This window comes from Microbacterium salitolerans, from assembly GCF_019720895.1.
In the GTDB taxonomy this organism is placed as follows: Bacteria; Actinomycetota; Actinomycetes; order Actinomycetales; family Microbacteriaceae; genus Microbacterium.
Genome location: NZ_JAHKSH010000002.1, coordinates 210,148 through 235,150, shown reverse-complemented (window position 1 = coordinate 235,150; position 25,003 = coordinate 210,148). Strand labels below are relative to the sequence as shown.

General features: G+C 68.0%; 21 protein-coding genes. 5 read left to right on the top strand and 16 right to left on the bottom strand.

Features of this window, described 5'->3' with window-relative positions; all coding sequences use genetic code 11:
- Window positions 1–10 precede the first annotated feature (10 nt).
- From zwf to pgl, 3 genes are read left to right on the top strand one after another with little or no spacing between them, the layout of a single operon-like run.
- The gene (gene zwf / locus KOL93_RS04300) at window positions 11–1,561 is read left to right on the top strand and encodes a glucose-6-phosphate dehydrogenase (RefSeq protein WP_221584094.1); all 1,551 of its coding nucleotides are present in this window, start codon (window positions 11–13) and stop codon (window positions 1,559–1,561) included.
- The gene (locus tag KOL93_RS04295; protein ID WP_221584093.1) at window positions 1,558–2,556 is read left to right on the top strand and encodes a glucose-6-phosphate dehydrogenase assembly protein OpcA; all 999 of its coding nucleotides are present in this window, start codon (window positions 1,558–1,560) and stop codon (window positions 2,554–2,556) included. Before zwf ends, KOL93_RS04295 begins: the two co-directional genes overlap by 4 nt.
- Window positions 2,553–3,293, top strand: coding sequence for a 6-phosphogluconolactonase (gene pgl / locus KOL93_RS04290; RefSeq protein ID WP_221584092.1), 741 nt, complete (start codon window positions 2,553–2,555; stop codon window positions 3,291–3,293). The genes KOL93_RS04295 and pgl overlap by 4 nt, the downstream gene beginning before the upstream one ends.
- Before the next feature lie 53 nt (window positions 3,294–3,346).
- Here pgl and KOL93_RS04285 read toward each other — a convergent pair whose 3' ends face one another.
- The 12 genes from KOL93_RS04285 to coaE form a co-directional block, all read right to left on the bottom strand.
- Entirely contained in the window at window positions 3,347–3,700 is a 354-nt protein-coding gene (locus KOL93_RS04285; protein WP_221584091.1) for an RNA polymerase-binding protein RbpA, read from the bottom strand.
- Entirely contained in the window at window positions 3,700–3,948 is a 249-nt protein-coding gene (gene secG, locus KOL93_RS04280; RefSeq protein ID WP_221584090.1) for a preprotein translocase subunit SecG, read from the bottom strand. Before secG ends, KOL93_RS04285 begins: the two co-directional genes overlap by 1 nt.
- Before the next feature lie 111 nt (window positions 3,949–4,059).
- The gene (tpiA, locus tag KOL93_RS04275) at window positions 4,060–4,848 is read right to left on the bottom strand and encodes a triose-phosphate isomerase (protein WP_221584089.1); all 789 of its coding nucleotides are present in this window, start codon (window positions 4,846–4,848) and stop codon (window positions 4,060–4,062) included.
- The gene (locus KOL93_RS04270; protein WP_221584088.1) at window positions 4,839–6,053 is read right to left on the bottom strand and encodes a phosphoglycerate kinase; all 1,215 of its coding nucleotides are present in this window, start codon (window positions 6,051–6,053) and stop codon (window positions 4,839–4,841) included. Before KOL93_RS04270 ends, tpiA begins: the two co-directional genes overlap by 10 nt.
- Window positions 6,054–6,157: 104 nt before the next feature.
- Entirely contained in the window at window positions 6,158–7,162 is a 1,005-nt protein-coding gene (gene gap / locus KOL93_RS04265; RefSeq protein WP_221584087.1) for a type I glyceraldehyde-3-phosphate dehydrogenase, read from the bottom strand.
- 104 nt (window positions 7,163–7,266) lie between these two features.
- A complete protein-coding gene (locus KOL93_RS04260; RefSeq protein WP_221584086.1) occupies window positions 7,267–7,893 on the bottom strand; it encodes a superoxide dismutase in 627 nt (208 codons plus the stop codon).
- A gap of 215 nt (window positions 7,894–8,108) precedes the next feature.
- Entirely contained in the window at window positions 8,109–9,089 is a 981-nt protein-coding gene (gene whiA / locus KOL93_RS04255; protein WP_221584085.1) for a DNA-binding protein WhiA, read from the bottom strand.
- A gap of 150 nt (window positions 9,090–9,239) precedes the next feature.
- Window positions 9,240–10,118, bottom strand: a complete 879-nt coding sequence (gene rapZ, locus KOL93_RS04250; protein WP_221584084.1) for an RNase adapter RapZ — start codon at window positions 10,116–10,118, stop codon at window positions 9,240–9,242.
- Between the two features lie 31 nt (window positions 10,119–10,149).
- A complete protein-coding gene (uvrC, locus tag KOL93_RS04245; protein ID WP_221584083.1) occupies window positions 10,150–12,057 on the bottom strand; it encodes an excinuclease ABC subunit UvrC in 1,908 nt (635 codons plus the stop codon).
- A 5-nt stretch (window positions 12,058–12,062) separates the two neighbouring features.
- Window positions 12,063–14,975 (bottom strand): excinuclease ABC subunit UvrA, encoded by a 2,913-nt coding sequence (gene uvrA / locus KOL93_RS04240; protein ID WP_221584082.1) that lies wholly within the window; start codon window positions 14,973–14,975, stop codon window positions 12,063–12,065.
- A 201-nt stretch (window positions 14,976–15,176) separates the two neighbouring features.
- A complete protein-coding gene (uvrB, locus tag KOL93_RS04235) occupies window positions 15,177–17,264 on the bottom strand; it encodes an excinuclease ABC subunit UvrB (protein WP_221584081.1) in 2,088 nt (695 codons plus the stop codon).
- A gap of 62 nt (window positions 17,265–17,326) precedes the next feature.
- A complete protein-coding gene (gene coaE, locus KOL93_RS04230; RefSeq protein ID WP_221584080.1) occupies window positions 17,327–17,923 on the bottom strand; it encodes a dephospho-CoA kinase in 597 nt (198 codons plus the stop codon).
- Window positions 17,924–17,967: 44 nt separating this feature from the next.
- Between coaE and KOL93_RS04225 the strand changes: the two genes are divergently transcribed.
- Window positions 17,968–19,893, top strand: coding sequence for an FAD/NAD(P)-binding protein (locus KOL93_RS04225; protein ID WP_260405930.1), 1,926 nt, complete (start codon window positions 17,968–17,970; stop codon window positions 19,891–19,893).
- Here the strand turns inward: KOL93_RS04225 and KOL93_RS04220 are convergent.
- The 3 genes from KOL93_RS04220 to rpsA form a co-directional block, all read right to left on the bottom strand.
- Window positions 19,886–20,764, bottom strand: a complete 879-nt coding sequence (locus tag KOL93_RS04220; protein ID WP_221584078.1) for a hypothetical protein — start codon at window positions 20,762–20,764, stop codon at window positions 19,886–19,888. The two genes, KOL93_RS04225 and KOL93_RS04220, sit on opposite strands and share 8 nt — an antisense overlap.
- Window positions 20,758–21,246 (bottom strand): hypothetical protein, encoded by a 489-nt coding sequence (locus KOL93_RS04215; RefSeq protein ID WP_221584077.1) that lies wholly within the window; start codon window positions 21,244–21,246, stop codon window positions 20,758–20,760. Before KOL93_RS04215 ends, KOL93_RS04220 begins: the two co-directional genes overlap by 7 nt.
- A gap of 147 nt (window positions 21,247–21,393) precedes the next feature.
- A complete protein-coding gene (rpsA, locus tag KOL93_RS04210; protein WP_221584076.1) occupies window positions 21,394–22,851 on the bottom strand; it encodes a 30S ribosomal protein S1 in 1,458 nt (485 codons plus the stop codon).
- A gap of 462 nt (window positions 22,852–23,313) precedes the next feature.
- Between rpsA and KOL93_RS04205 the strand changes: the two genes are divergently transcribed.
- Window positions 23,314–24,414 carry a DUF4190 domain-containing protein gene (locus KOL93_RS04205; RefSeq protein WP_221584075.1) on the top strand — a complete coding sequence of 367 codons (1,101 nt, stop codon included), beginning with the start codon at window positions 23,314–23,316 and terminating at the stop codon, window positions 24,412–24,414.
- Window positions 24,415–24,466: 52 nt separating this feature from the next.
- On the opposite strand, the gene KOL93_RS04200 is transcribed toward KOL93_RS04205, so the two are convergent.
- Window positions 24,467–24,931 (bottom strand): hypothetical protein, encoded by a 465-nt coding sequence (locus KOL93_RS04200; protein WP_221584074.1) that lies wholly within the window; start codon window positions 24,929–24,931, stop codon window positions 24,467–24,469.
- Window positions 24,932–25,003 lie beyond the last annotated feature (72 nt).

Below are 25,003 nucleotides of genomic sequence, written 5' to 3'. Positions count from 1 at the left end.
GAGGGAACACATGCCAGCCCCCATCCAGCGCGGCGAGAATCCGCTGCGCGATCAGGACGATCGTCGCCTCAGCCGCATCGCCGGCCCGAGCGCGCTCGTCATCTTCGGTGTGACGGGAGACCTGTCGCGCAAGAAGCTCATGCCCGCCGTGTACGACCTCGCGAACCGCGGGCTCCTGCCCCCGGGCTTCGCCCTCGTCGGCTTCGCCCGCCGCGAGTGGGACGACGAGGATTTCGCGCAGGTCGTCCACGACGCGGTGAAGCAGCACGCGCGCACGGAGTTCCGTGAGGAGACCTGGCAGCAGCTCGCGCAGGGGATCCGCTTCGTGCAGGGCCAGTTCGACGACCCGGAGGCGTTCGCGCACCTGCGCTCGACGATCGACGACCTCGACCGCGATCGCGGCACCATGGGGAACCACGCGTTCTACCTGTCGATCCCGCCGAAGTCGTTCCCGCAGGTCGCGCAGCAGCTGCTCGCCTCGGGCCTCGTCGACGACGAGTCCGACGGCGACACGTGGCGACGCGTGGTCATCGAGAAGCCGTTCGGTCACGACCTCGATTCGGCGCGCGAGCTGAACGACTCGCTGGAGGCGGCGTTCCCGAGCGACTCGATCTTCCGGATCGATCACTACCTCGGCAAAGAGACGGTGCAGAACATCCTCGCGATGCGCTTCGCCAACGAGCTCTACGAGCCGATCTGGAACGGCAACCACATCGACCACGTGCAGATCACAATGGCCGAGGACATCGGCGTCGGCGGACGCGCAGGCTACTACGACGGCGTCGGCGCGGCTCGCGACGTCATTCAGAACCACCTGCTGCAGCTGCTCGCGCTGACCGCGATGGAGGAGCCCATCAGCCTCTCCGCCGAGCACCTGCGCGCCGAGAAGGAGAAAGTCCTCGCCGCAGTGCGCGTGCCCGACGACCTCTCGACCTCGACAGCGCGCGGCCAGTACGCGGGTGGGTGGCAGGGAGGCGAGCGCGTCACCGGATTCCTCGACGAAGACGGCATGAACCCGCAGTCGACGACGGAGACCTACGCCGCGATCAAGCTCGATATCGACACGCGCCGCTGGGCGGGCGTGCCGTTCTACCTGCGCACCGGCAAGCGCCTCGGCCGCCGGGTCACCGAGATCGCGGTCGTCTTCAAGCGCGCACCAGAGCACCTGTTCTCGCGCGGTCGCGACGGCTCCGAGCTCGGCCAGAACGCGCTCGTCATCCGCGTGCAGCCCGACGAGGGCGTGACGCTGAGATTCGGCTCGAAGGTCCCGGGCAACGGCACGCACGTGCGCGACGTCACGATGGACTTCGGCTACGGCCACGCGTTCACGGAGGCCAGCCCCGAGGCGTACGAGCGCCTGATCCTCGACGTCCTGCTCGGGGATCCGCCGCTGTTCCCCCGGCACGAGGAGGTCGAGCTGTCCTGGCGGATCCTCGACCCGATCGAGAAGTACTGGGCGTCGCTCGACGAGCCACTCGAACAGTACGAACCGGGCTCCTGGGGTCCGTCTTCGGCTGATGCCCTGCTCGCGCAGGATGGACGCGTCTGGAGGCGCCCGTGATCATCGATCTGAACGAGACCACGGTCAGCACGGTCGCACGCAAGCTCGTGAGCGTGCGCGAGGAGGGCGGCGCCGTCGCCCTCGGCCGCGTGCTGACGCTCATCATCAAGAGCGATCACCGTCCCGTCGAAGAGGCGATCCTCGCCGCCAACGACGCGTCGCGCGAGCACCCGATGCGCGTCATCGTGCTCGTGACGCATCCCGATGACGCCCCGCGCCTCGACGCGCAGATCCGCGTCGGCGGCGACGCCGGCGCCAGCGAAGTCGTCGTCCTCCGCGCGCACGGCGCCGCCGGCAGCAACCCGGAGTCGCTCGTCACCGGCCTGCTGCTCCCGGATGCCCCCGTCGTCCTGTGGTGGCCGGAGACTCCTCCCGCGGCTCCCGCGCTCGACCCCCTGGGCCGCATCGCGCAGCGCCGCATCACCGATTCGTCGACATCCCCCGAGGCTGCCGACCGTCTGCAGCGCCTCGATGAGACCTACCGCCCCGGCGACACCGACCTCGCGTGGACGCGCCTCACGCGCTGGCGCGAGCAGCTCGCGGCTGTGCTCGACCAGCCGCCGTATGAGCCCGTCACGGCCGTGCAGGTGCGCGGCGCGAGCTCCTCGCCGTCGACGGCGCTGCTCGCAGCATGGCTCGGCCTCGCTCTCGACGTTCCGGTCTCGTGGCAGTACGAGCGTCCGAGCGATTGGGATCAGGGGATCCACTCGGTGCGCCTCACGCGTGCCTCCGGCGACATCCTGCTCGAGCGCCGTTCGTCGACGCACGCGGTGCTGACGCAGCCCGGTCAGCCCGATCATGACCTCCTGCTCCCCCGTCGCTCGCTGCGCGAGTGCCTCGCGGAGGAGCTGCGCCGTCTCGATCCGGATCCGCTGTACGGCCGCGTCATCACCACCGGCTGGGACGAGCTCCCCGCTCCCGTGCAGACGCACGGCACGGCAGCCGTCCCCACGGAGACCGTGACGGTCGCCGGCGACGCAGCGGACGACGCATGATGACCGGCGTTCCCGAGTTCGTCGTCCGTCCCGACAAGGCCGAGCTCGCCGCCCACGTCGCCGACCGCTTCGTGCACGAGCTCGCGACGCTCACGGCGGGCGACGACGTCGCGCACGTGTCGCTGACGGGCGGATCCATGGGAATCGGAACGCTCGCCGCCGTCGCGTCCCACCCGCTGCGCGACGACGTCGCATGGTCGCGCGTGCACTTCTGGTGGAGCGACGAACGCTACGTCGCTCGCGACGACCCCGAGCGCAACTCGCTGCAGGCCCGTACGGCGCTGCTCGACGAGCTCGACGTCCCCGATGTCAACATCCACGAACCGTGGTCGTCCGAGGCGGGTTCGCTCGACGATGCCGCACGCGCCTACGCCGATGAGCTCGCGAGCTTCGGCGGCGGCGAGAGCGGCTCCTCCCCGACCTTCGACCTCTGTCTGCTCGGCGTCGGCCCCGATGCGCACATGGCGTCGCTGTTCCCCGGACGCGGCGAGATCCATGTCGGCGAGGCGACCGTCCTCCCGATCCGCGATTCTCCCAAGCCGCCGCCCGAGCGTGTGACGTTCACGCTCCCCGTCATCAATGCGTCGGTGCGCGTGTGGCTCGTCGTCGCGGGCGCCGACAAGGCCGAGGCCGTCGCGAAGATCCGTGCCGGTCAGGATCCCGACGCCGCGCCGTCGTCGATGGCGCGCGGCACACTCGAGACGATCGTCTTCGCCGACGAGTCCGCCGCCGGCTGAATCACGCAAGAACGCCCTCTCCCAACGGGAGAGGGCGTTCTTGCGTGATCGTGCTATTCGCCGCGCTTGTCGCGCAGCTTCTGCAGGGCCTCGTCGAGGAGCTCGTCGGCCTCCTCGTCGGAGCGGCGCTCCTTCACGTACGCGAGGTGGGTCTTGTACGGCTCGTTCTTCTCGGGCGCGGGCGGATTCGCCTTGTCGCGACCAGCGGGAAGACCCGACTTCGGGTGATCCACGATCTCGGGGATCTCCGCATCGGGGATGTCGGCCGAGTAGTGCTTCACGATCTCGTTCCCGAGGCCGTCCCAGTACGTCACGGCGACGCGGCCGGCCTGGTGTCCGTGATCCTGCTCGCCCATGGGTCCGGATCCGACGCGGGTGCCGCGGATCGCGCTCGCTCCCCCCGCCATCAGAGGACCTGGAACTTCGTGATGAGGCCGAGCCCGACGATCGAGAGGAACCACACGAGCGCGAGGGTGATCGTGAGGTAGTTGAGCATGCGCTCTGCCGTGCCCGAGGAGCTCACGGCCTGCGACATTCCGCCGCCGAACATGTCGGACAGTCCGCCGCCTCGTCCCTTGTGCATGAGGATGAACAGCGTGAGCAGGAGGCTCGTGATGCCGAGCAGGACCTGCAGAATGAACTCGAGAATCTGCACGGTGTGGCCTTTCCTTCGTGTGCATCGGAGGAGTGCACACAAACGTTCAGTATACGCGGTGGGCGGATCCTGCGGCGCCCCGTGCTTCGGAGCGCCGCAGGATCCGCTGCGTCACACGCCGACGTGCTTCTGGAAGCGGATGATCGAGCTGAACTCGTCGACCTTCAGGCTCCCGCCGCCCACCAGCGCGCCGTCGATGTCGGGCTCGCGCATGAACGTCGCGATGTTGCCCGACTTCACGGAGCCGCCGTACAGGACGCGCGTGGAGTCGGCCGCGTCATCGCCCAGCTTCGCGCGGACGACGTCGCGCAGCTTCCGGCAGACCTCCTGCGCCTGCTCAGGCGTCGCGGCCTGACCGGATCCGATCGCCCAGACCGGTTCGTATGCGACGACGATCTCCGCGTCCGCGGCAACGCCGTCCAGTGCCGTCTCGAGCTGTGAGACGGGCACAGCGCTCGCGCCGAACTTCTCGAGATCCTCGCTCGTCTCGCCGACGCAGATGACGGGGACGAGGCCGTGCTTGAGCGCCGCCGCGACCTTGGCGGCGACGATCTCGTCGGTCTCTGCGTGGTACTCGCGACGCTCGGAGTGGCCGATGATGACGGACCCGCAGTTCAGCTTGCTGAGGAACGCCCCGGACACCTCGCCCGTGTACGCGCCCGAGTCGTGCACCGACACATCCTGCGCTCCGAGCCCGAACGGGATCTTGTCGGCGTCGATCAACGTCTGCACACTGCGGAGATCCGTGAACGGCGGGAACAGGGTGACGTCGACCGTGTCGCCGTCGTGCTTCGCGTCCTTGAGGCTCCAGTGGAGCTTCTGGACGAGCGCGACCGCCTGCAGGTGGTCGAGGTTCATCTTCCAGTTGCCCGCAATCAGCGGGGTGCGATTCATGCCCATCCGAGGACCTCCAGTCCGGGAAGCTTCTTGCCCTCGAGGAATTCGAGGCTGGCGCCGCCGCCGGTCGACACATGGCCGAACTGGTCGTCGGCGAAACCGAGCTTGCGCGCGGCTGCGGCGGAGTCGCCGCCTCCGACGACCGTGAGGCCGTCGGTCTGCGTGAGCGCCTGCGCGACGGCCTGCGTGCCGTTCGCAAAGGAATCGAACTCGAACACGCCCATGGGACCGTTCCAGAAGACCGTCTTCGAGCTCGTCACCGCGGCGGCGAAGAGCTCAGCGGTCTTCGGCCCGATGTCGAGGCCCAGCGCGTCGGCACCGATCGAGGTGCTCTCGAGGGCCTCGCTCGGCGCGTTCTCGAAGGCCGCGTCGGCCGCGAACCCGGACGCCATGAGGCTGTCGACGGGGAGCAGCAGCTCGACGCCCTTCTCCTCTGCGGCCCGCAGGTAGCGCTTCGCGGTGTCGATCTGATCGGTCTCGACGAGACTCCTCCCGATCGCGTGCCCCTGTGCAGCGAGGAAGGTGTAGGCCATGCCCCCGCCGATGAGGAGCTTGTCGACCCGCGGGAGCAGGCTGTCGATCACACCCAGCTTGTCGCTGACCTTCGAGCCGCCGAGCACGACCGTGTAGGGGTGCTCCGGCGCCTCGAGGAGGCGGTTGAGAACCGACACCTCGTGCGCGACGAGCGAGCCGGCGGCGCTTGGCAGCAGCTTCGCGAGCTCATAGACGCTCGCCTGCTTGCGATGCACGACGCCGAACCCTTCGGAGACCATGACATCGGCGAGCGCGGCGATCTCGCCCGCGAAGGCCTGACGCTCCGCTTCATCCTTGGACGTCTCGCCGGGGTGGAAACGGAGGTTCTCGAGCACGGCGATCTGGCCGTTCTCCAGGCTCTCGACCGTCTGCTTCGCGGCGTCGCCCACGGTGTCCGTCGCGAACGCGACAGGAGCGCCGAGGAGCTCGCCCAGGCGCTGTGCGACCGGAGCGAGCGAGTACTGCGGATCCGGGGATCCCTGGGGGCGCCCGAGATGCGAGGAGGTGATCACCTTCGCGCCGGCCTCGAGCAGGGCCTTCAGAGTGGGGAGGGCGGCGCGGACGCGGCCGTCGTCGGTGATTTCGCCCTCGTGCAGCGGGACATTGAAGTCGCAGCGGACGAAGACGCGTCTGCCCGCGAGGTCGCCGAGGGTGTCAAGTGTTCGGAGTGTCATCGTTCGCCAATCTACAGCGAACGCCCGCCCGCTCGCGCGACAGGAGTCGCGCGGCGGGCGGGCGCCCGTTCATCTGCGTTCGAGAGGTCGTCTGCGCCTGCGCGTCAGAGCTTGGAGCCGACGAGGACCGAGAGGTCGACCAGGCGGTTCGAGTAGCCCCACTCGTTGTCGTACCACGAGGAGATTTTCACGGTGCGGCCGATGACTCGGATGAGACCCGCGTCGAAGATCGACGAGTGCGGATCGGTCACGATGTCGGCCGAGACGATCTCGTCCTCCGTGTACTTGAGAACGCCCTTGAGGTCGCCCTCGGCGGCCTTCTTGTAGGCGGCCTTGATCTCGTCCACCGTCACGTCGGTCTTCGACTCGAGCGTGAGGTCGGTGATCGACCCCGTCGGGACCGGAACGCGGAGGGCGAAGCCGTCGAGCTTGCCCTTGAGCTCCGGGAGGACGAGGCCGATGGCGGCCGCGGCGCCCGTCGACGTGGGGATGATCGACTGGGCGGCGCCGCGCGCACGACGAAGGTCGCTGTGCGGGCCGTCCTGCAGGTTCTGGTCGGCGGTGTACGCGTGGATCGTCGTCATGAGGCCGCGCTCGATGCCGAACGTGTCGTTGAAGACCTTCGCGAGCGGCGCCAGGCAGTTCGTGGTGCACGAGGCGTTCGAGAGGATGTGCTCTGTCGCCGGGTCGTAATCGTCGGCGTTGATGCCGATCGCGTAGGTTGCGACGTCGCCCTTGGCCGGGGCCGAGATGATGACCTTCTTCGCGCCCGCCTCGAGGTGCGCCTTGGCCTGATCGGAGTGCGTGAAGCGCCCCGTCGACTCGATGACGATGTCGACTCCGAGGTCGCCCCACGGCAGCTTCGCGGGGTCGCGCTCCTCGAGTGCCACGATCTTCTTGCCGTCGATGTAGATCGCGTCGGCGTCGTACGTGACGTCTGCGTCGAGACGACCCAGGATCGAGTCGTACTTGAGCAGGTGAGCGAGCGTCTTGTTGTCGGTGAGGTCGTTCACCGCGACGACTTCGAAGTCGGCGTTCTGCGCGATCGCCGCGCGAATGAAGTTGCGTCCGATTCGGCCGAAGCCGTTGATACCGATCCGTGCGGACACTATGTGTCTCCTATTGTGTGTGCCCCTCTGCGGGGGCGGTTTTCAGGGAAAAGCTGTGGTGCCGGGCCGAGAGGATCCGCACTCCCCTCGGCCCAGCTGGTGCGTCAGTTCGCGACGAGCAGACCCGAGGTCTTCTCGCGGGCCGTGTCGAAACGGTCCTTCACGTTGTCCCAGTTGACGATGTTCCAGAACGCCTTGACGTAGTCGGCCTTGACGTTCTTGTAGTCGAGGTAGAAGGCGTGCTCCCACATGTCGAGCAGCAGGATCGGCACGGTGCCGGCGGCGAACTGGGACTGCTGGTCGAAGAACTGCTGGATGACGAGGTTCTCGCCGATCGAGTCCCAGAAGACCCCGGCCCAGCCCGAGCCCTGGATGCCGAGCGCCGCCGCCGTGAACTGGCCCTGGAAGCCGTCGAAGGAGCCGAAGTGCTCGTCGATCGCCGCCGCGATCTCGCCCTCGGGACGCTCCTGCCCTTCGGGCGTCAGGTTCGTCCAGAAGATCGAGTGGTTCGTGTGCCCACCGAGGTTGAACGCGAGGTCCTTCTCGAGCTTGTTGATGTTGGCGAAGTCGCCCTTGTCGCGCGCCTCGGCCATCTTCTCGAGTGCCGTGTTGGCCCCCGCAACGTAGGTGGCGTGGTGCTTCGAGTGGTGCAGCTCCATGATCTGTGCGCTGATGTGGGGCTCGAGCGCGGCGTAGTCGTAGGTGAGTTCTGGAAGCGTGTACGTGGCCATCAGTCGCCTTCTCTCTTGTTCCGGGATCCTCGGTATCGCACAGCGCGATCCGAGCGGACGCTCCTCATCCTAATGACGCATCACGCCGCGAGCACAGTCGCATGACATCTCGCGTCTTTCGTATGCACGTGAATGCACTCATGTGAACGAATGCACAAAGCCCCTGGACGAGATTCTCATCCAGGGGCATTGCAGACGGCGTCGACGTCGCGGAATCAGGCGTTCTCGGCCTGCGCAGGAACCGCCGACTCGGTGCCGGGGATCCCCTGCGACGTCGCGCGCTTGTCGGCCATCGCGAGAAGTCGACGGATGCGACCGGCCACGGCGTCCTTCGTCAGGGGCGGATCCGCGTGGTGACCCAGCTCGTCGAGGCTGGCATCTCGGTGCGCGATGCGCAGCTCGCCCGCCTGCTTGAGGTGGTCCGGAACGTCGTCACCGAGGATCTCGAGGGCGCGTTCGACACGCGCGCACGCGGCGACAGCGGCCTGCGCCGACCGGCGAAGATTCGCGTCGTCGAAGTTGACGAGGCGGTTCACGCCCGCGCGCACCTCGCGGCGCTGACGCATCTCATCCCACGACTCGGCGGCCTGCTTCGCTCCCATCGCCAGGAGGATGCCGCGGATCGCCTCGGCGTCCCGGATGACGACACGCGGAACGCCGCGGACCTCGCGCTGCTTGGCAGCGATCCCGATGCGATGCGCGGCGCCCACGAGCGCCATGCCGGCCTCACCCGACGGGCACTCCACCTCGAGGGACGCCGAGCGACCGGGCTCCGACAGCGAGCCGCTGGCCAGGAAGGCCCCCCGCCAGATCGCCGCGAGATCGTCGTTGTTGCCCGTCGTCAGGCGATTCGGCAGACCCCGGACCGGGCGACGACGCATGTCGAGCAGTCCCGTCTGGCGGGCGAGCGTCTCGCCGCCCTTGACGACGCGCACGGCGAAGCGTTCGCTGTCGCGTGAGCCGGACGCCTGGATGTGCGCGAGCTCAGGCCGGACGCCGTAGATCTCAGCGATGTCACGCGCCGTGCGCAGCGCGAGACGACGGTCCTCGACCTCCGCCTCGACGGCCACTCGACCCGCGATCGACTTCAGGCCGCCGGCGAATCGCAGAAGCGCGGTGGTCTCCGCCACTCGCACGGTCGGGCGCGGGTCGCGGACCGCGATGAGCTCGGCCTTCACTTCGGCGGTCAGTGCCACGGGTCTCCTCACTCGAAAAGGCAGGTGCGCTCTGGTGAGAGCGGGTGCCCCAGCCTACCGGCCGCCCTGCTCCTCGACCGTGGCCGAACTCACAGCGGGCCGGGTTATAACGGGACTGTCGGAACGTCGCTCAGGAAGCCGTGCAGGCCGTCATTCCCGCCCCAGATCTCGGTGCCGCACTCGCACTTGAAGGCCCGGGATGTCGCGCAGCAGGGACCCGAGAGCGAGCGCCATGGCGACGGAGCGGTGCTTGCCGCCCGTGCAGCCGACGGCGATCGTCGAGTGGCTCTTGTTCTCGCGCTGGTACCCCTCGATGACGGGCGTGACCGCCGCGACGTACGCGTCGAGGAACTCGGCCGCGCCCTCCTGCTCGAGAACGAAGTTGCTCACCTCTTCGCTCTCGCCCGTGAGATGGCGCAGGTCGTCCTGCCAGAAGGGGTTCGGCAGGAACCGCATGTCGGCCACGAGATCGGCGTCGGCCGGAAGCCCGTATTTGAAGCCGAAGCTGAGGATCGTCGTACGGTGGCGCGGAGCATCGTCGTCCTCGAAGAGGTCGGCCGTGCGGCGCGCGAGCTGGTGGATGTTGAGAGTCGAGGTGTCGATCGTCACGTCGGCGCGCTCGCGGATGGCCTGCAGCTGACGGCGCTCCTCGCGGATCCCGTCGAGGAGCGTGCCGTCGGCCTGGAGAGGGTGCGGGCGTCGCACCTGCTCGAACCGGCGGACGAGGACCTCGTCGCTCGCGTCGAGGAACACGATGCGCAGGTTGTTGGCTTCACGCAGCTGGTGCGCCGTGCTCGGGAGATCGGCGAACAGGTCGCCTCCGCGTACGTCCACCACCGCCGCCACACGGGGCAGCTGACCATCGATGCGGCCCGCGAGCTCGAGAAGGGGGCGCAGCATCTGCGGAGGCAGGTTGTCGACCACATACCAGCCGTGGTCTTCGAGCGCGTTCGCGACCGTCGTCCGTCCCGCACCGGACATCCCGGTGACGATGAGGACCTCTCCTCTGGCTGCCGCGTCGTCGCTCACGCCGCCCACACTATCTGGTCGCCGCTCCCCGTCATCCCCGTCGCAGGTGAGCGTGGATCGTCGCCGCGAGCTTCGAGCCGATACCGGGAAGCTCTTCGATCTGCTCGACCGTCGACTCGCGCAGCGCCGCCACGGATCCGAAGTGGCGGAGCAGCGCCTTGATGCGCTGCTCACCGAGCCCCGGGACCTCGCTGAGGACCGTGTGGATGTCGCGCTTTCGGCGCGAGCGCTGATGACGAATCGCGAATCGATGCGCCTCGTCGCGCAGGCGCTGCACGAGGTACAGCGCCTCGGACGACCGCGGAAGGATCACGGGGTAGTCGTCGTCGGGGACCCAGAGCTCCTCCAGACGCTTTGCGATGCCCGCGAGAGCGATCTCGGTGTGCCCGGACTCCCGCAGCGCCCGCCACGCGGCGGCGACCTGCGGCTGACCGCCGTCGACGATGAGCAGCTGCGGCGGGTACGAGAAGCGGCGACGCGTGCCGGTCTCCGTCACGACGCCCTCCTCCTCGCTCGTCGCCACCTCAGCGGCATCCGGAGCCTCCTCCGGCGGTTCGTCGAGGTGGGCGAGGCGCCGAGTCAGCACCTGATGCATGCTGTCGGTGTCGTCGGTCGTCTCGGCGATCGAGAACGAGCGGTACTGATCTTTACGGGGCAGACCGTCCTCGAAGACGACCATCGATCCGACGACGTTCGTCCCCTGCAGATGCGAGATGTCGTAGCACTCGATCCGAAGGGGCGCCTCGCTCATGCCGAGGGCCTCCTGCAGATCGGCGAGAGCCTGGGACCGGGTCGCGAAATCGCTCGACCGACGTGACTTGTGCCGCACGAGCGTCTGCTGCGCGTTGAGCGTCGCGTTGCGCATGAGCTCGGCGCGCTGGCCGCGCTGCGCCACCTGGATCTCGACCTTCGTGCCGCGGCGCTGCGTGAGGAATCGCTGCAGCTCGTCGTGCGCGGGCGGCAGCTCGGGGACGAGGACGCGGCGCGGGATGTCGGTGCCCTTCGCCTCGCCGTAGGTGTGCTGCAGGATCTGGTCGACGAGATCGCCGCCCGAGATCGACAGCTCCTTGTCGACGATGCGCGAGTACACACCGCGCACGCGTCCGCCGCGGATGACGAAGTGATGCACCGCCGCATCGAGCTCATCCTCTGCGACGCCGAAGAGGTCGGCGTCGACGTCGTCGGGCAGGACGAGGGCGCTCTTGGTCAGCACGGCCTCGAGGGATTCGAGCTTGTCGCGGTACACGGCCGCGAGCTCGTAGTCCGTCGCGATGGCGGCGGCCTTCATCTTCGCGGTGAGGTCGCGCGTGAACCGTTCATCGCCGCCCTGCATGAAGGCGACGAAGTCGTCGACGATCGCCCGATGCTCCTCGACCGTGACCTTCTGCGAGCACGGACCACCGCACTTGCCGATCTGGCCGGGGAAGCAGGGGCGTCCGGACTGCATGGCCCGACGGTAGGAGGAATCGCTGCAGGTGCGGATCGGGAAGACCTTGATCATCAGGTCGATCGTGTCGCGCACGGCCCACACCTTGGGGTACGGGCCGAAGTACTTCGCCCCGCGGATCTTCGCATTGCGCGTGACCATGACGCGAGGCGCCTCGTCGGCGAGCGTGACGGCGAGGAACGGATAGGACTTGTCGTCGCGGTACTTGACGTTGAACGGCGGATCGAACTCTTTGATCCACTGGTACTCGAGCTGCAGGGAGTCGACGTCGGTCGGCACGACGGTCCATTCGACCTCCGTCGCCGTCGTGACCATGCGGCGCGTGCGCTCATGCAGGGTGTGCAGCGGCGCGAAGTAGTTCGACAGCCGCTGCCGCAGATTCTTCGCCTTGCCGACGTAGAGCACGCGCCCGCCCTCGCCCCGGAACCGATAGACGCCGGGGTTCGTGGGGATCTCACCCGCTTGCGGCTTGTACGGGAGCTGATCAGCCATCGCGGCTACTTCGCGACGGCGGCCACCCGCGCGCTCCTGCCCCGTCGCTCGACGTGGCCGAGCGTCTCGGCGAGGAAGGCGCCGGTGTGGCTGTCGGGGTTCCCCGCGATCTGCTCAGGCGTGCCCGTGGCGACGATCGTGCCGCCGCCGGATCCGCCCTCGGGGCCGAGGTCGATGACCCAGTCGGCCGACTTGATCACGTCGAGGTTGTGCTCGATGACGAGAACCGTGTTGCCCTTCTCGACGAGCCCGTTCAGCACCTCGAGCAGCTTGCGCACGTCTTCGAAGTGCAGCCCTGTCGTCGGCTCGTCGAGGACATAGACGCTGCGTCCCCTGCTGCGCTTCTGCAGCTCGGTCGCCAGCTTGACACGCTGCGCCTCACCACCCGAGAGCGTCGTCGCGGCCTGGCCGAGGCGCACATACCCCAGGCCGACGTCGACCAGCGTCTTCATGTAGCGGTGGATCGCCTGGATCGGCTCGAAGAATTCGGCCGCCTCGGCGATCGACATCTCGAGGACCTCGGCGATGTTCTTGCCCTTGTAGTGCACCTGCAGGGTGTCGCGGTTGTAGCGCTTGCCACCGCACACCTCGCAGTCGACGTAGACATCAGGAAGGAAGTTCATCTCGATCTTGAGCGTGCCGTCTCCCGAGCAGGCCTCGCATCGTCCGCCCTTGACGTTGAAGCTGAAGCGCCCCGCGAGGTAGCCGCGCACCTTCGCCTCGGGCGTCTCGGCGAACAGGTTGCGGATGCGGTCGAAGACGCCCGTGTACGTGGCGGGGTTCGACCGCGGTGTGCGGCCGATCGGTGCCTGATCGACGTGGACGACCTTGTCGAGGTGGTCGAGACCCGTGACGCGCTTGTGCTTGCCGGGCACCATGCGGGCGCCGTTGAGCTTCTGCGCGAGCACCTGGTACAGGATGTCATTCACGAGGGTCGACTTGCCGGATCCGCTGACGCCCGTGACGGCGGTGAAGACCCCGAGCGGGAAGTCGGCATCGACGTTCTGCAGGTTGTTCGCGCGCGCGCCGACGACCTTGAGCATGCGCTTGCGGTCGATCTTGCGGCGCTTCGCGGGGACATCGATCCTGCGGCGTCCCGAGAGGTAGTCGCCCGTGACGGATCGCTCGTCACTCGCGAGCTCGGTGTACGGGCCCGAGTGGATGACCTCTCCCCCGCCTTCGCCCGCCCGCGGCCCGATGTCGACGACCCAGTCGCTCGACTCGATCGTCTCCTCGTCGTGCTCCACGACGACGAGGGTGTTGCCGAGGTCGCGAAGCGCCTCGAGCGTCTCGATGAGGCGGCGGTTGTCGCGCTGGTGCAGCCCGATCGACGGCTCATCGAGCACGTACAGCACTCCCGTGAGGCCCGTGCCGATCTGCGTCGCCAGGCGGATGCGCTGCGCTTCTCCGCCGGACAGGGAGCCGGCGGATCGGCTCATGGTCAGGTAGTTGAGGCCGACGCGGAGCAGGAACTGGAGACGCACGCGGATCTCGCGCAGCACCTGCGCGGCGATCTGGGCTTCGCGCTCCGTGAGCGCGATCGAGTTCACGACCTCCATCGCGTCCTCGAGGCTGAGGTCGGCGGTCTCGGCGATCGACCGGCCTGCGACCTTGACGGCGAGCACCTCGGGCTTCAGGCGCGCCCCATGGCACACGGCGCAGGGGATCTCGCGCAGGTAGTCCGCCCAGCGCGCGCGCTGGGTGTCGGACTCAGCCTGCGCGTACTGCCGTTCGATGTACGGCACGACGCCCTCGAAGCCGCTGGCGTAGCGCACCTCGCGCCCCCAGCGGTTCTTGTACTTGACGTTGACGTTGTAGTCCTGGCCGGTGAGAACGGCCTCCTGCACAGCCTCGGGCAGGGCCTTCCACGGCGTGTGGAGCGAGAAGTTGAGGTCGCGCGCCAGCCCCTCGAGCAGTCGCTCGTAGTACTGGAACAGTCCCTTGCCCTGCGTCGTCCAGGGGATGATGACGCCGTCGGCGATCGACTGCTCATCGTCGCCCAGCATGAGGTCGACGTCGACCGACATCTTGGTGCCGAGCCCCGAGCACGCGGGGCAGGCTCCGAACGGCGCATTGAACGAGAACGTGCGCGGCTCGATCTCGGTGAGCTGCAGCGGGTGACCATTGGGGCAGGCGAGCTTCTCGCTGAACGACTGCCATGCGTCATCGCCCTCTTCGTCGACGAGGTTGACCTGGATCACGCCGTCGGCCAGCCCGAGGGCGGTCTCGACCGAGTCGGTGACACGGCTGATGATGCTGTCGCCGCGCGCCACGAGCCGGTCGACGACGACCGAGATGTCGTGCTTGTAGGACTTCTTGAGCTTCGGCGGCTCGGCGAGCTGGATGAGCTCGCCGTCGACGATCGCTCGCGAGAAGCCCTTGGATCCGAGCTCCTGGAAGAGGTCGACGAACTCGCCCTTCTTCTGGCTCACGATCGGTGCGACGACCTGGTAGCGCGTGCCGTCGGGCAGTTCGACGAGCTGGTCGGCGATCTGCTGCACAGTCTGACGCTCGATGCGTGCATCGCACGTCGGGCAGTGTGCGATGCCGATGCGCGCCCAGAGCAGGCGCATGTAGTCGTAGATCTCGGTGATCGTGCCGACGGTCGACCGCGGATTGCGGTTGGTCGACTTCTGATCGATCGAGACGGCAGGGCTGAGCCCCTCGATCGCGTCGACGTCGGGCCGATCGACCTGCCCCAGGAACTGCCGGGCGTAGGCGCTGAGGGATTCGACGTAGCGGCGCTGCCCCTCGGCGAAGATCGTGTCGAACGCGAGGCTTGACTTCCCCGAGCCCGACAGGCCCGTGAAGACGATCATCTTGTCACGCGGGATCTCGAGATCGACGTTCTTGAGATTGTGTACGCGAGCGCCGCGCACGGTGATCTTCTGGTCGGTCTCTACGGGAATGATCGGCACTCGACAAGTCTAAGGCGAATCATCCGGAACTGGACATATGTTCGAGCAGTTCGTCAGGGAGTTCGAAGATCGCCCGGGCGGGCCCCGGCACATTTCGATGAGGACCATCCCGATCAGGATCGCGAGGAACGACGTTCCCACGAGAATCGAGAGCCGAGGAGACCGCACGACGGGCGTCGCCGATATCGCGCGAGGGAATGTCTACGCGTGCCCGGCCTTCTCCATCTGTCGCAGCTCGTACTTGAGATCCTTGACCTCATCGCGGAGGCGGGCGGCGAGCTCGAACTTGAGCTCGTCCGCGGCGGTGAGCATCTGCTGGCTGAGATCGGCGATCGCCGCTTCGAGCTGGTCGGCTCCCTCGGCCGCGATGCCGGAGTGCTTCAGGTTCGGAGCCGGGGCGCGACCGCGGCCTCCGTCCTTGGAGCGTGGATCCTTCTTGCGCTTGCCGAGCATCTGCGCGGTGTCCGCATCCTCCTGCGCGATCGCGTCAGTGATGTCGGCGATCTTCTTGCGCAGGGGCTGCGGGTCGATGCCGTGCTCGGCGTTGTAGGCGATCTGGATGTCGCGGCGTCGGTTGGTCTCGTCGAGCGCACGCCGCATCGAGTTGGTGACGACGTCGGCATACATGTGCACTTGACCCGAGACGTTTCGCGCCGCGCGGCCGATCGTCTGGATGAGCGAGGTCTCGCTGCGCAGGAAGCCCTCTTTGTCGGCATCGAGGATCGCCACGAGCGACACCTCGGGGAGGTCGAGGCCCTCACGCAGCAGGTTGATGCCCACGAGCACGTCGTACACCCCCTGGCGCAGCTCTGTGAGGAGCTCGACGCGGCGCAGCGTGTCGACGTCGCTGTGCAGGTAGCGCACGCGCACGCCGTGCTCGTCGAGGAAGTCTGTGAGCTCCTCGGCCATCTTCTTCGTGAGGGTCGTCACGAGCACGCGCTCGTTCTTCTCGGCGCGCGTGCGGATCTCTTCGAGCAGATCGTCGATCTGGCCCTTCGAGGGCTTGATGACGATCTCGGGATCGACGAGGCCGGTCGGGCGGATGATCTGCTCGACGACGCCGTCGGCGATGCCCATCTCGTACCGCCCCGGCGTCGCCGAGAGATAGACGGCCTGCCCGATGCGCTCCTTGAACTCGTCGAAGCGCAGCGGACGGTTGTCGAGTGCGCTGGGCAGACGGAAGCCGTGATCGACGAGCGTGCGCTTGCGAGACGCGTCGCCCTCGTACATCGCGCCGATCTGCGGCACCGTGGCGTGCGACTCGTCGATGACCATGACGAAGTCGTCGGGGAAGAAGTCGAGGAGCGTGTGCGGGGGCTCCCCCGGCTCGCGCCCGTCGAGGTGCCGTGAATAGTTCTCGATGCCCGAGCAGAATCCGATCTGCTGCAGCATCTCGAGATCGAACGTCGTGCGCATCCTGAGCCGCTGGGCTTCGAGGAGCTTGCCCTGCCTCTCGAGTTCTTCGAGCCGCTCGGCGAGCTCGACCTCGATGGTCTTGATCGCGCGCGCCACCGTGTCGGTGCCGGCGGCGTAGTGCGTCGCTGGGAAGACCGCCACGGCGTCGAGCTTCTCGATGATCTCGCCCGTGAGCGGGTGCAGCTTCTGGATCGCCTCGATCTCGTCGCCGAAGAGCTCGATGCGGATCGCATACTCCTCGTAGACCGGGATGATCTCGATCGTGTCGCCGCGCACCCGGAAGTTGCCGCGCGAGAAGTCGACGTCGTTCCGGTTGTACTGCATGCTGATGAACTGACGGATGAGGGCGTCGCGGTCGTATCGTTCGCCCACCTGCAGCGCGACGAGGGAGCGCAGATACTCTTCCGGGGAGCCGAGGCCGTAGATGCACGAGACGGTGCTGACGACGATGACGTCGCGCCGGCTGAGCAGCGAATTGGTCGTCGCGTGGCGCAGGCGCTCGACCTCAGCGTTGATCGAGCTGTCCTTCTCGATGAAGGTGTCTGACTGCGGGACGTAGGCCTCTGGCTGGTAGTAGTCGTAGTACGACACGAAGTACTCGACCGCGTTGTTCGGCATGAGATCGCGGAACTCGTTCGCGAGCTGCGCAGCCAGCGTCTTGTTGTGCGCGAGGACGAGCGTCGGGCGCTGGATCTTCTCGACGAGCCAGGCCGTGGTCGCCGACTTTCCCGTGCCGGTCGCGCCGAGCAGGACGACATCGGTCTCGCCCGCGTTGATGCGGTCGGCGAGCTCCTGGATCGCCTTCGGCTGATCGCCCGATGGCGTGTACTCGCTGACAACCTCGAAGGGACGGACACTGCGCGTCGTCTGCATGGCTCCAGGCTATGCCCGACCCCTGACAAACGAAGCGGGCCGCCGCGACACACGGCCGGCGCTCAGCTGCCCAGGCGCTCCCACAGCTCATCTGCCTGGCGGATCGTCTCATCGAGGGATCCGCTTGTATCGATGACGATGTCGGCGAGCGCCAGTCGCTCCGCGTCGGACGCCTGGCTCGCCACCCGCGCGGCCGCGTCCTCGTGCGTCATGCCTCGATGCGCGACCATGCGCGCGATCCGCGTCTCGGCGGGTGCGTGCGCGACGACGACCTCGTCCCACTCCCCCGTGCCCCGCGCCTCGGTGAGGAGCGGGACGTCGTAGACGACGACGGCCGAGGGGTCCGCGGCGAATGCCGAGCGGAACCGGTTCTGCGTCTCCTCCCGCACGGCCGGGTGCACGATGGCGTTGAGCTGCGCGAGCTTCTCGGCGTCACCGAACACGAGGGACCCGAGCGCCGCCCGATCGAGGGATCCATCCGCTGCCACGACCTCTTCGCCGAACGCCGCCACGATGTGCGCGAAAACGGGCTCGCCCGCCCGCTGCAGGTCGCGGACGGTCTGATCGGCATCGACGACCACGGCGCCGTGCTCGGCGAGGCGGCGGGCGATCGTCGACTTTCCGGAGGCGATTCCACCCGTGAGCGCGATGAGGGGCATGGTGACAGCGTATCCAGGCGCGGGTCCACGCCAGAATGGTGGACATGCCCTCACCTGTCATCGCGATCGTGGGCGGCGGCCCGCGCGGTGTCTCGGTCCTCGAGCGCATCGCGGCGAACCACGAGGGCGCGGATCTCGATGTGGTTCTTGTCGACGACGTCGAGCCAGGAGCGGGACGGGTCTGGCGCACGGACCAGCCGCAGGAGATGCGCATGAACACACTCGCGCACGCCGTCACGCTGTTCACCGACGAGGCCGTCACGATGGCAGGCCCCGTCGTCTCCGGCCCGACGCTGCACGAGTGGAGCCTGCTGGCGCTCGCCGGCGACGCCACCGGCGGCGCGCCCGCGAGCGACATTCCTCACGCGCATCGCGACGCGTTCCTGGAGGTGCCCGTGCGCGACGGTCTCGTCGGCCAGTACCGCAGCGAGCTCGCGGCGCAGCGCCCGGAGTCGCACCCGAGCCGCCCCCTGTACGGCGAATACGTGCGGTGGTGCCTGGCATGGGCGGTTCAGCGCGCCGAGTCCCGGGGGATCCGGGTCGCCGTGCGCAAGGACCGGGTGCTGTCCGCTGAGCCGCACGGCGCTCGGGACTCGCTTGTGCTGGCATCCGGAGAGCGCGTCGCCGTCGACGCCGCCGTCATCGCACCGGGATGGCTGCGCAATCGGCGTCGCCCCGATGACGCACGGATCGCGGACGCGGTCGCTGCCGACCCGTCTCTCGTGTGGGTGCCGCCCGGCAGCCCCATCGAGCAGGACCTCGATGCTGTTCCCGCAGGCGAGCCGGCGATCGTGCGCGGGCTCGGGATGGGGTTCTTCGACGCGATGGCGATCGTGACCCTCGAGCGCGGCGGAGCATTCGTCGAGGCAGCCGGTGCGCTCCGGTACGTGCCGTCCGGTCGGGAGCCGATCCTCCATGTGACGTCGCGGCGCGGCGTGCCCTATCGAGCCAAGTCGATGCATCGCGGCCTCCCTCCCGCGTGTCCACGGCCGCACGCGACGTCGGTCGACTGGGACCGGGAGCCCCGCCCGATCGACTTCGATGCCCGCCTCTGGCCGCTCCTCCTCAAGGACGCATTCGTCGCCTACTGCTCGACGCTCGCGCGCGTTCGGCCGGACGCGATCGACCTCGCCGCGGCGCTCGGCGCGATCGCCGCGGCGGAGGGCACCATCCCGCGGCTCGCCGACGCCGTCGCGCCCGCCATCCCGGATCCTCAGCACCGACTGGATCTCGAGGCTCTCCTGTTCCCGGCATCGGGGCGCGCGTTCTCCTCTCCCGCCGAATGGACCGCGTGGGTCCGGGGCTTCATCGCGCACGACCTCGACGAGGCAGCCCGCGGCGCGGACTCGCCGGAGAAGGCCGCGCTCTGGTCGATCTCGGGGGCGCGGGCGCTCGCCAGCCGCATCGGCGCCTTCGGCGGCTTCGACTCCGAATCCCGCGGCGCCGGATTCCGACGGCTGTTCGCGGTCGGCGGCATGGCGGGGTCGGGCCCTCCGGCGTTCCGCAGCCGGCAGCTGCTCGCCCTCGCCGACGCCGAGATCGTGCGATTCCTCGGGCCCGCGGCCACAGTCGCCATCGACGATGGCGCCTTCGTCGCCCGCTCGCCGGCCGTGCGGGGTTCCGGCGTGCGCGCACGGTCGCTCGTCGATGCCTGGATGCACCCGCACGACGTCGAGGTGTCTGCGGATCCGCTGCTGCGCTCGCTCGCGCACGAGGGACGGATCCGGTCGTTCGCCGCCCCGTCTCGCGCGGGCGAGGCGGTGTCGACAGGCGGTGTCGACGTGGACCCGGCGACCGGCCGGCTGGTGCGGAGCGACGGATCCCTCGACGAGACCCTGCACGCGGCCGGCATCCCACTCGATCAGACGATGCACGACGCGCTCATCAGCCCGATGCCGGGAGCAGACGCGACGATGCTGCGCGAGACCGATCGCATCGCCCGCAGCCTCCTCGCGACGGCGATCAGCTGACGGGACCGCAGCCAGGACCGGCGGGGTCCTCCTCGCACGTCTGGTCGACGAGCAGCGAGCGCTTCTCATACACCGTGACGTCGATGTCACGCCCCGGGGAGACCACGTGCCCGTTCACCGGGTGCACGCCCCACTCCCCGAAGTCGACGGTCGCCGAGTAGGCGACGTCGACCGACACGGCGAACGTGCCGCGGGCCGAGTACGCGTGGCTCGTGGCAGTGGGCGTGAGCTGCTCCTGCCCGAGCTCGCTCCACGTGGGACTGCCGGTCGACGTCTCGGCGACGGTGCCGTCACCGTAGTCGACCGTGTACAGCTCCGGCGTGAACGTGACCGACATCGGGAGGTCGAAGAGCTCGCCCTCGACGGTGTGAGAGGAGGCCGACACCGCCACGTTCATGGGAGCGTGCATGATCGCGATGCCGTACGGCTCGATCGCCGGACTCGCCGGGGCGGGAGTGAACACCGCGACGTCCTCGATCGTGATCGGCGGGATCACCGGCGCCTCCGGCTCCTCCGGCACGGGCTCATCGGGGACCGGGATCGTGCAGTCGTTGCCGAGTTGCGCCTCATCGGGGTCGAGGCACTGCCACCCGGCGCCATCGTCGTGGCCGGGACCCTCGTCCCCGGGCGGTGGGGCCGGGATGCCGGGGTCGCTGATCGGGACGTCGGGTCCACTGCCGGGACGTTCGCGGCCGGGATCGTTCTCGATGGGACGCGTGTCGCCGATCTCGAGGTCGCCGTCCCCGTCGTCGTCATTGCAGAGGCCGAGTTCAATCTCCTCCCATGAACAACGCATCGGGACGACGGCAAGTGCGCTATCTCCACCGATTGCCGCATAGCTAAGAGTCAGCATGACTGCTGCGCTCAACATCGAACACCGCCTGCTTCCGTTAGATCAGCAACTACCATCCGACTTCCGCTGGCTTCGAACGAGATCTCGACTGCATACTGTGGTTCCTCGCGTGGCGCTTCCCAGCCTTCGCCATCGATGTTGACTTCCACTTCAGTCCCGTCAACGCACGCCACAGCCTCGACAACTGCGGTGGCTCCAACCGTTCGGAAAGTGGCCGCTTCAAATGAAGTAACTACGGACTCACCTCGGCGCTCAATATCGATATCAGCAAGCGCTCGTTCGCTCTCCTCCGCTTGCTGAGCCATTTCTTTATTCAGGTATTGAAGTCGTTCCTCATCGGAGTCGAAGTCGCTGCCCCAGTACGCCCGAAACGTCTCCTCCGCCGCCGCAAAAGCTTCCTCCTCGGTCCACGCGGGCTCAGGTTCGGCCTCGCTCGCGCAGGCGGCGAGGGCGAGGCCGAGGGCGGCGAGGGTTGCGAGGGCGAGGGACGTGCGGCGCATACCGATCACGGTATGCGATCTCGCGCCCCTGCCTCGAAAGTTATCCACAGGGTCGCTCGCTTCCGAGCCGGATCCGCTCCCGCGAATGCGAAACGGGCCGGATCCCCGGAGGGATCCGACCCGTTCAGCGCCGTGCGGTCAGCTGATTCAGCTGCCGGCGAGCTTCTCGCGAAGCGCGGCGAGTGCCTCGTCGTCGGCGAGAGCACCGGCGGCGTTCGACTCGGTCGAGAAGGTGCTGCCGCCGGCTGCCGGAGCAACCTCCTCGGCGTTGGCTTCCTTCTCGATCGCCGAGGCGACCTGCTCCTTGTGCTGCTCCCAGCGAGCCTGCGCCGTGGCGTACTCGTTCTCCCACTTCTCGCGAGCCTCGTCGTAGCCCTCGAGCCACTGGTTGGTCTCGGGGTCGAAGCCCTCGGGGAACTTGTACTCGCCGTTGTCGTCGTACTCGGTCGTCATGCCGTAGAGCGACGGGTCGAACTCGGTGCCCGCAGGGTCGACCATGTCGTTGGCCTGCTTGAGCGACAGCGAGATGCGGCGGCGGTCCAAGTCGATGTCGATGACGCGGACGAAGAGCTCCTCGCCCACCGAGACGACCTGCTCGGCCATCTCGACGTGCTTGTGCGACAGCTCCGAGATGTGCACGAGGCCCTCGATGCCGTCGGCGACGCGAACGAACGCACCGAACGGAACGAGCTTCGTGACCTTGCCGGGCGTGATCTGACCGATCTGGTGCGTGCGGGCGAAGACCTGCCAGGGGTCCTCCTGCGTCGCCTTGAGCGACAGCGACACGCGCTCGCGGTCGAGGTCGACCTCGAGCACCTCGACGGTGACCTCCTGGCCCACCTCGACGACCTCGCTGGCGTGGTCGATGTGCTTCCACGACAGCTCGGAGACGTGGACGAGACCGTCCACTCCGCCGAGGTCGACGAACGCACCGAAGTTGACGATCGACGAGACCTGGCCCTTGCGGACCTGGCCCTTGTGCAGGCCGTTGAGGAACTGCGCACGGGTCGCCGACTGCGTCTCCTCGAGGAGGGCGCGGCGCGACAGGACCACGTTGTTGCGGTTCTTGTCGAGCTCGAGGATCTTCGCCTCGAGCTCCTGGCCGAGGTACGGCGTGAGGTCGCGGACGCGACGCAGCTCGATGAGCGAGGCCGGGAGGAAGCCGCGGAGGCCGATGTCGAGGATGAGACCACCCTTGACGACCTCGATGACCGTGCCCTTGACGACACCGTCGTTCTCCTTGATCTGCTCCACGTCGCCCCAGGCGCGCTCGTACTGAGCGCGCTTCTTCGACAGGATCAGACGGCCTTCCTTGTCCTCCTTCTGGAGAACCAGGGCCTCGATGTTGTCACCCACCTTGACGACGTCGTCGGGATTGACGTCGTGCTTGATGGAAAGCTCACGGGAGGGGATGACGCCCTCGGTCTTGTATCCGACGTCGAGCAGAACCTCATCGCGGTCGATCTTGACGATCTCGCCCTCGATGATGTCGCCGTCGTTGAAGAACTTCAGAGTCTTCTCGACCGCGGCCAGGAAGTCCTCCGCAGATCCGATGTCGTTGATCGCGACCTGCGTGGTAGCCGTGGCGGTCGTTGCGTTAGTCATGTAGTGGTTTGCCTTAGGGGTTGTGATGATCGGGCCCGTGCTCCGGTCGACCGCGCCTGAGGACGCACGCCGACCGCCAGGGAACAGAGGCAGTTGGATGGGATTTTCAGCAGCCACGCGGCAGTCTCGCGTTCGACCCCGAAGGGCGCGGAACGCCGACGCGCGCACGCGTGACACCTCAGGATAGCAGAGCACGACCGGGATCCACGACCCCGTGACCTGCCGAGGGCACGTCGTGCCCGCACCCCGGAGCATGGGACCGCTCGACCGGCCTCGGGCCCGGGCCGACGCGGATCTCCCATCGGCGATGACGCGCACCGACCGGGCAGTTCTCCTCCCACAGGCTCGCCGCGTGCTGGCTAGTGTGGAAGGTCGTGGTCGTGTCTGGGGGAGGAACCAGATCGACCGACGCGCAGGAGCCCTCTGCTCGGCGCGGATCCGATCGAGACCGAGGTGCGTCCCATGTCTGAGCCCCATCCGCCGAGCAACCCGAACGAGCCGGTCGTTCCGCCGCTCCCCGACGCCGGGCAGCAGCCGCCTGCACCGCCGCAGCCGCCCTACGCGCGGCCGGATCAGCCGCCTGCCTACGCGGTTCCCTACGCCCAGCCGGGCTCCCCCGTTCCTCCGTCCGCGAACGGCCCGTATGGCACTCCGACGGACGCCCCGGCCTCGGGCGGCAAGGGGCTGTCCGTCACGGCGCTCGTCCTCGGGATCGTCGGCTTCATCGCCGCCTGCATTCCGTTCGTGACGTACGGCTCGTGGCTGCTCATCATCCCGGCCGCTGTGATCGCGATCGTCGCGCTCGTCAAGAAGATGCGAGGCAAGGGCATGAGCATCACGGCCCTCGTGCTCGCGGGCATCGGCGCGCTGATCAGCATCGTGATGATGCTGATCACACCGGCGCTCGCCCTGCTCTTCGCGCTCAGCACAGCTCCCGACTCGGCTTCCTCTCCCGAGCACCCCGAGGCCGCCATCCCCGGGGCTCCCGAGGGGACGACCGATTTCCCGTTCGAGATCGTCGATCAGCAGATCTGGGAATCGGACGACTACACGAACTTCGCGCTCATCATCGACAACCCCTCGGAGGACGAGGTGTACGTCGACACGTTCGTCACGATCGAGGCATTCGACGACGAGGGCACGCTCATCGACTCGGCGAACGACTACTTCACGGGCCTCCCCGGCGAGACACTCGTCGACGGGACCTTCATGGACGCCTCCGCTGACGACATCGCCGAGCTCAACGTCGTCTACGAGGACCTGCTGCGCGAGGGAGCGCAGCCGCTCTCCGACTTCGGCACGCTCGAGTCGTCGGCCCCCGATTCCGAGACCGACGACTACGGCCTGACAGAAGTGACCGGAACCGTGACGAGCACCTTCGTCGACGATGTGGAGAACGCCGAGGTGTCTGTGCTCGTCCGCAGCAGCGACGGCGACATCGTCGCCGTCGGGTACGACTACATCGAACGGATCCCCGCGGAGGGCAAGGCGAACTACACGGCCAGCATCTACGACGAGCTGCCGGCCGGCGCCGCATACGAGGTGTACGTCAAGCTCCGCTGATCTGCGCATCCGCGCGCGGCGGGGCGCCGGAGCCGGTGCCCCGCCGACGGCGTCATGCGGCTTGGTGGACCCGAACTTCGTCGGCGATGATCTCCGCCCCGTCGTCCGACAGCACGAACTGTGCACGCAGAGCTGACGCGTTCGACGCGAACCCCTGGCGCATGCCCGCGATCCACTCGCGATCGACAGCGTCGACGAGAGCGGACCCGGTCCGCTCCCACACGACCACTGCGTATGCCACGGGCGTCTGCTGCACGATCCGCGCGATCTGCTGACCGAGCGTCTGCGCCACCGTCACCGGGCCCGACGCGGGCATGGCCGCGATCTGCGTCGGATCCTTCGGGATGTCGTCGATCGGCATCAGAACATCCGTGGAGCGCATCTCGTCGTCGAGGAGCATCACCCACAGGCGCCTGGTGCACGCGGTGGGCAGCAGCGCGTTCACGAGCGCGGTGAGATCGCGATCGTGGGTGAGCGGGCGGGTGCGAAGTGCGTCGATGCCGTGAAGATCTGTCATGACGTCAGCCTGACGAAGATGCCGCCCCCGCGTGCCGCGGGAACCCCCGATTGTGGAGAGATCGCGTGGATC

What these genes read in the sequence shown, in the direction of transcription:
- zwf (WP_221584094.1), top strand. Translation starts at nt 11, where the DNA reads ATGCCAGCCCCCATCCAGCGCGGCGAGAATCCGCTGCGCGATCAGGAC.
- pgl (WP_221584092.1), top strand. Translation starts at nt 2,553, where the DNA reads ATGATGACCGGCGTTCCCGAGTTCGTCGTCCGTCCCGACAAGGCCGAG.
- KOL93_RS04285 (WP_221584091.1), bottom strand. Translation starts at nt 3,700, where the DNA reads ATGGCGGGGGGAGCGAGCGCGATCCGCGGCACCCGCGTCGGATCCGGA.
- tpiA (WP_221584089.1), bottom strand. Translation starts at nt 4,848, where the DNA reads ATGGGCATGAATCGCACCCCGCTGATTGCGGGCAACTGGAAGATGAAC.
- KOL93_RS04270 (WP_221584088.1), bottom strand. Translation starts at nt 6,053, where the DNA reads ATGACACTCCGAACACTTGACACCCTCGGCGACCTCGCGGGCAGACGC.
- KOL93_RS04260 (WP_221584086.1), bottom strand. Translation starts at nt 7,893, where the DNA reads ATGGCCACGTACACGCTTCCAGAACTCACCTACGACTACGCCGCGCTC.
- uvrC (WP_221584083.1), bottom strand. Translation starts at nt 12,057, where the DNA reads ATGGCTGATCAGCTCCCGTACAAGCCGCAAGCGGGTGAGATCCCCACG.
- uvrB (WP_221584081.1), bottom strand. Translation starts at nt 17,264, where the DNA reads ATGCAGACGACGCGCAGTGTCCGTCCCTTCGAGGTTGTCAGCGAGTAC.
- coaE (WP_221584080.1), bottom strand. Translation starts at nt 17,923, where the DNA reads ATGCCCCTCATCGCGCTCACGGGTGGAATCGCCTCCGGAAAGTCGACG.
- KOL93_RS04225 (WP_260405930.1), top strand. Translation starts at nt 17,968, where the DNA reads ATGCCCTCACCTGTCATCGCGATCGTGGGCGGCGGCCCGCGCGGTGTC.
- KOL93_RS04220 (WP_221584078.1), bottom strand. Translation starts at nt 20,764, where the DNA reads ATGTTGAGCGCAGCAGTCATGCTGACTCTTAGCTATGCGGCAATCGGT.
- KOL93_RS04215 (WP_221584077.1), bottom strand. Translation starts at nt 21,246, where the DNA reads ATGCGCCGCACGTCCCTCGCCCTCGCAACCCTCGCCGCCCTCGGCCTC.
- rpsA (WP_221584076.1), bottom strand. Translation starts at nt 22,851, where the DNA reads ATGACTAACGCAACGACCGCCACGGCTACCACGCAGGTCGCGATCAAC.
- KOL93_RS04205 (WP_221584075.1), top strand. Translation starts at nt 23,314, where the DNA reads ATGTCTGAGCCCCATCCGCCGAGCAACCCGAACGAGCCGGTCGTTCCG.
- KOL93_RS04200 (WP_221584074.1), bottom strand. Translation starts at nt 24,931, where the DNA reads ATGACAGATCTTCACGGCATCGACGCACTTCGCACCCGCCCGCTCACC.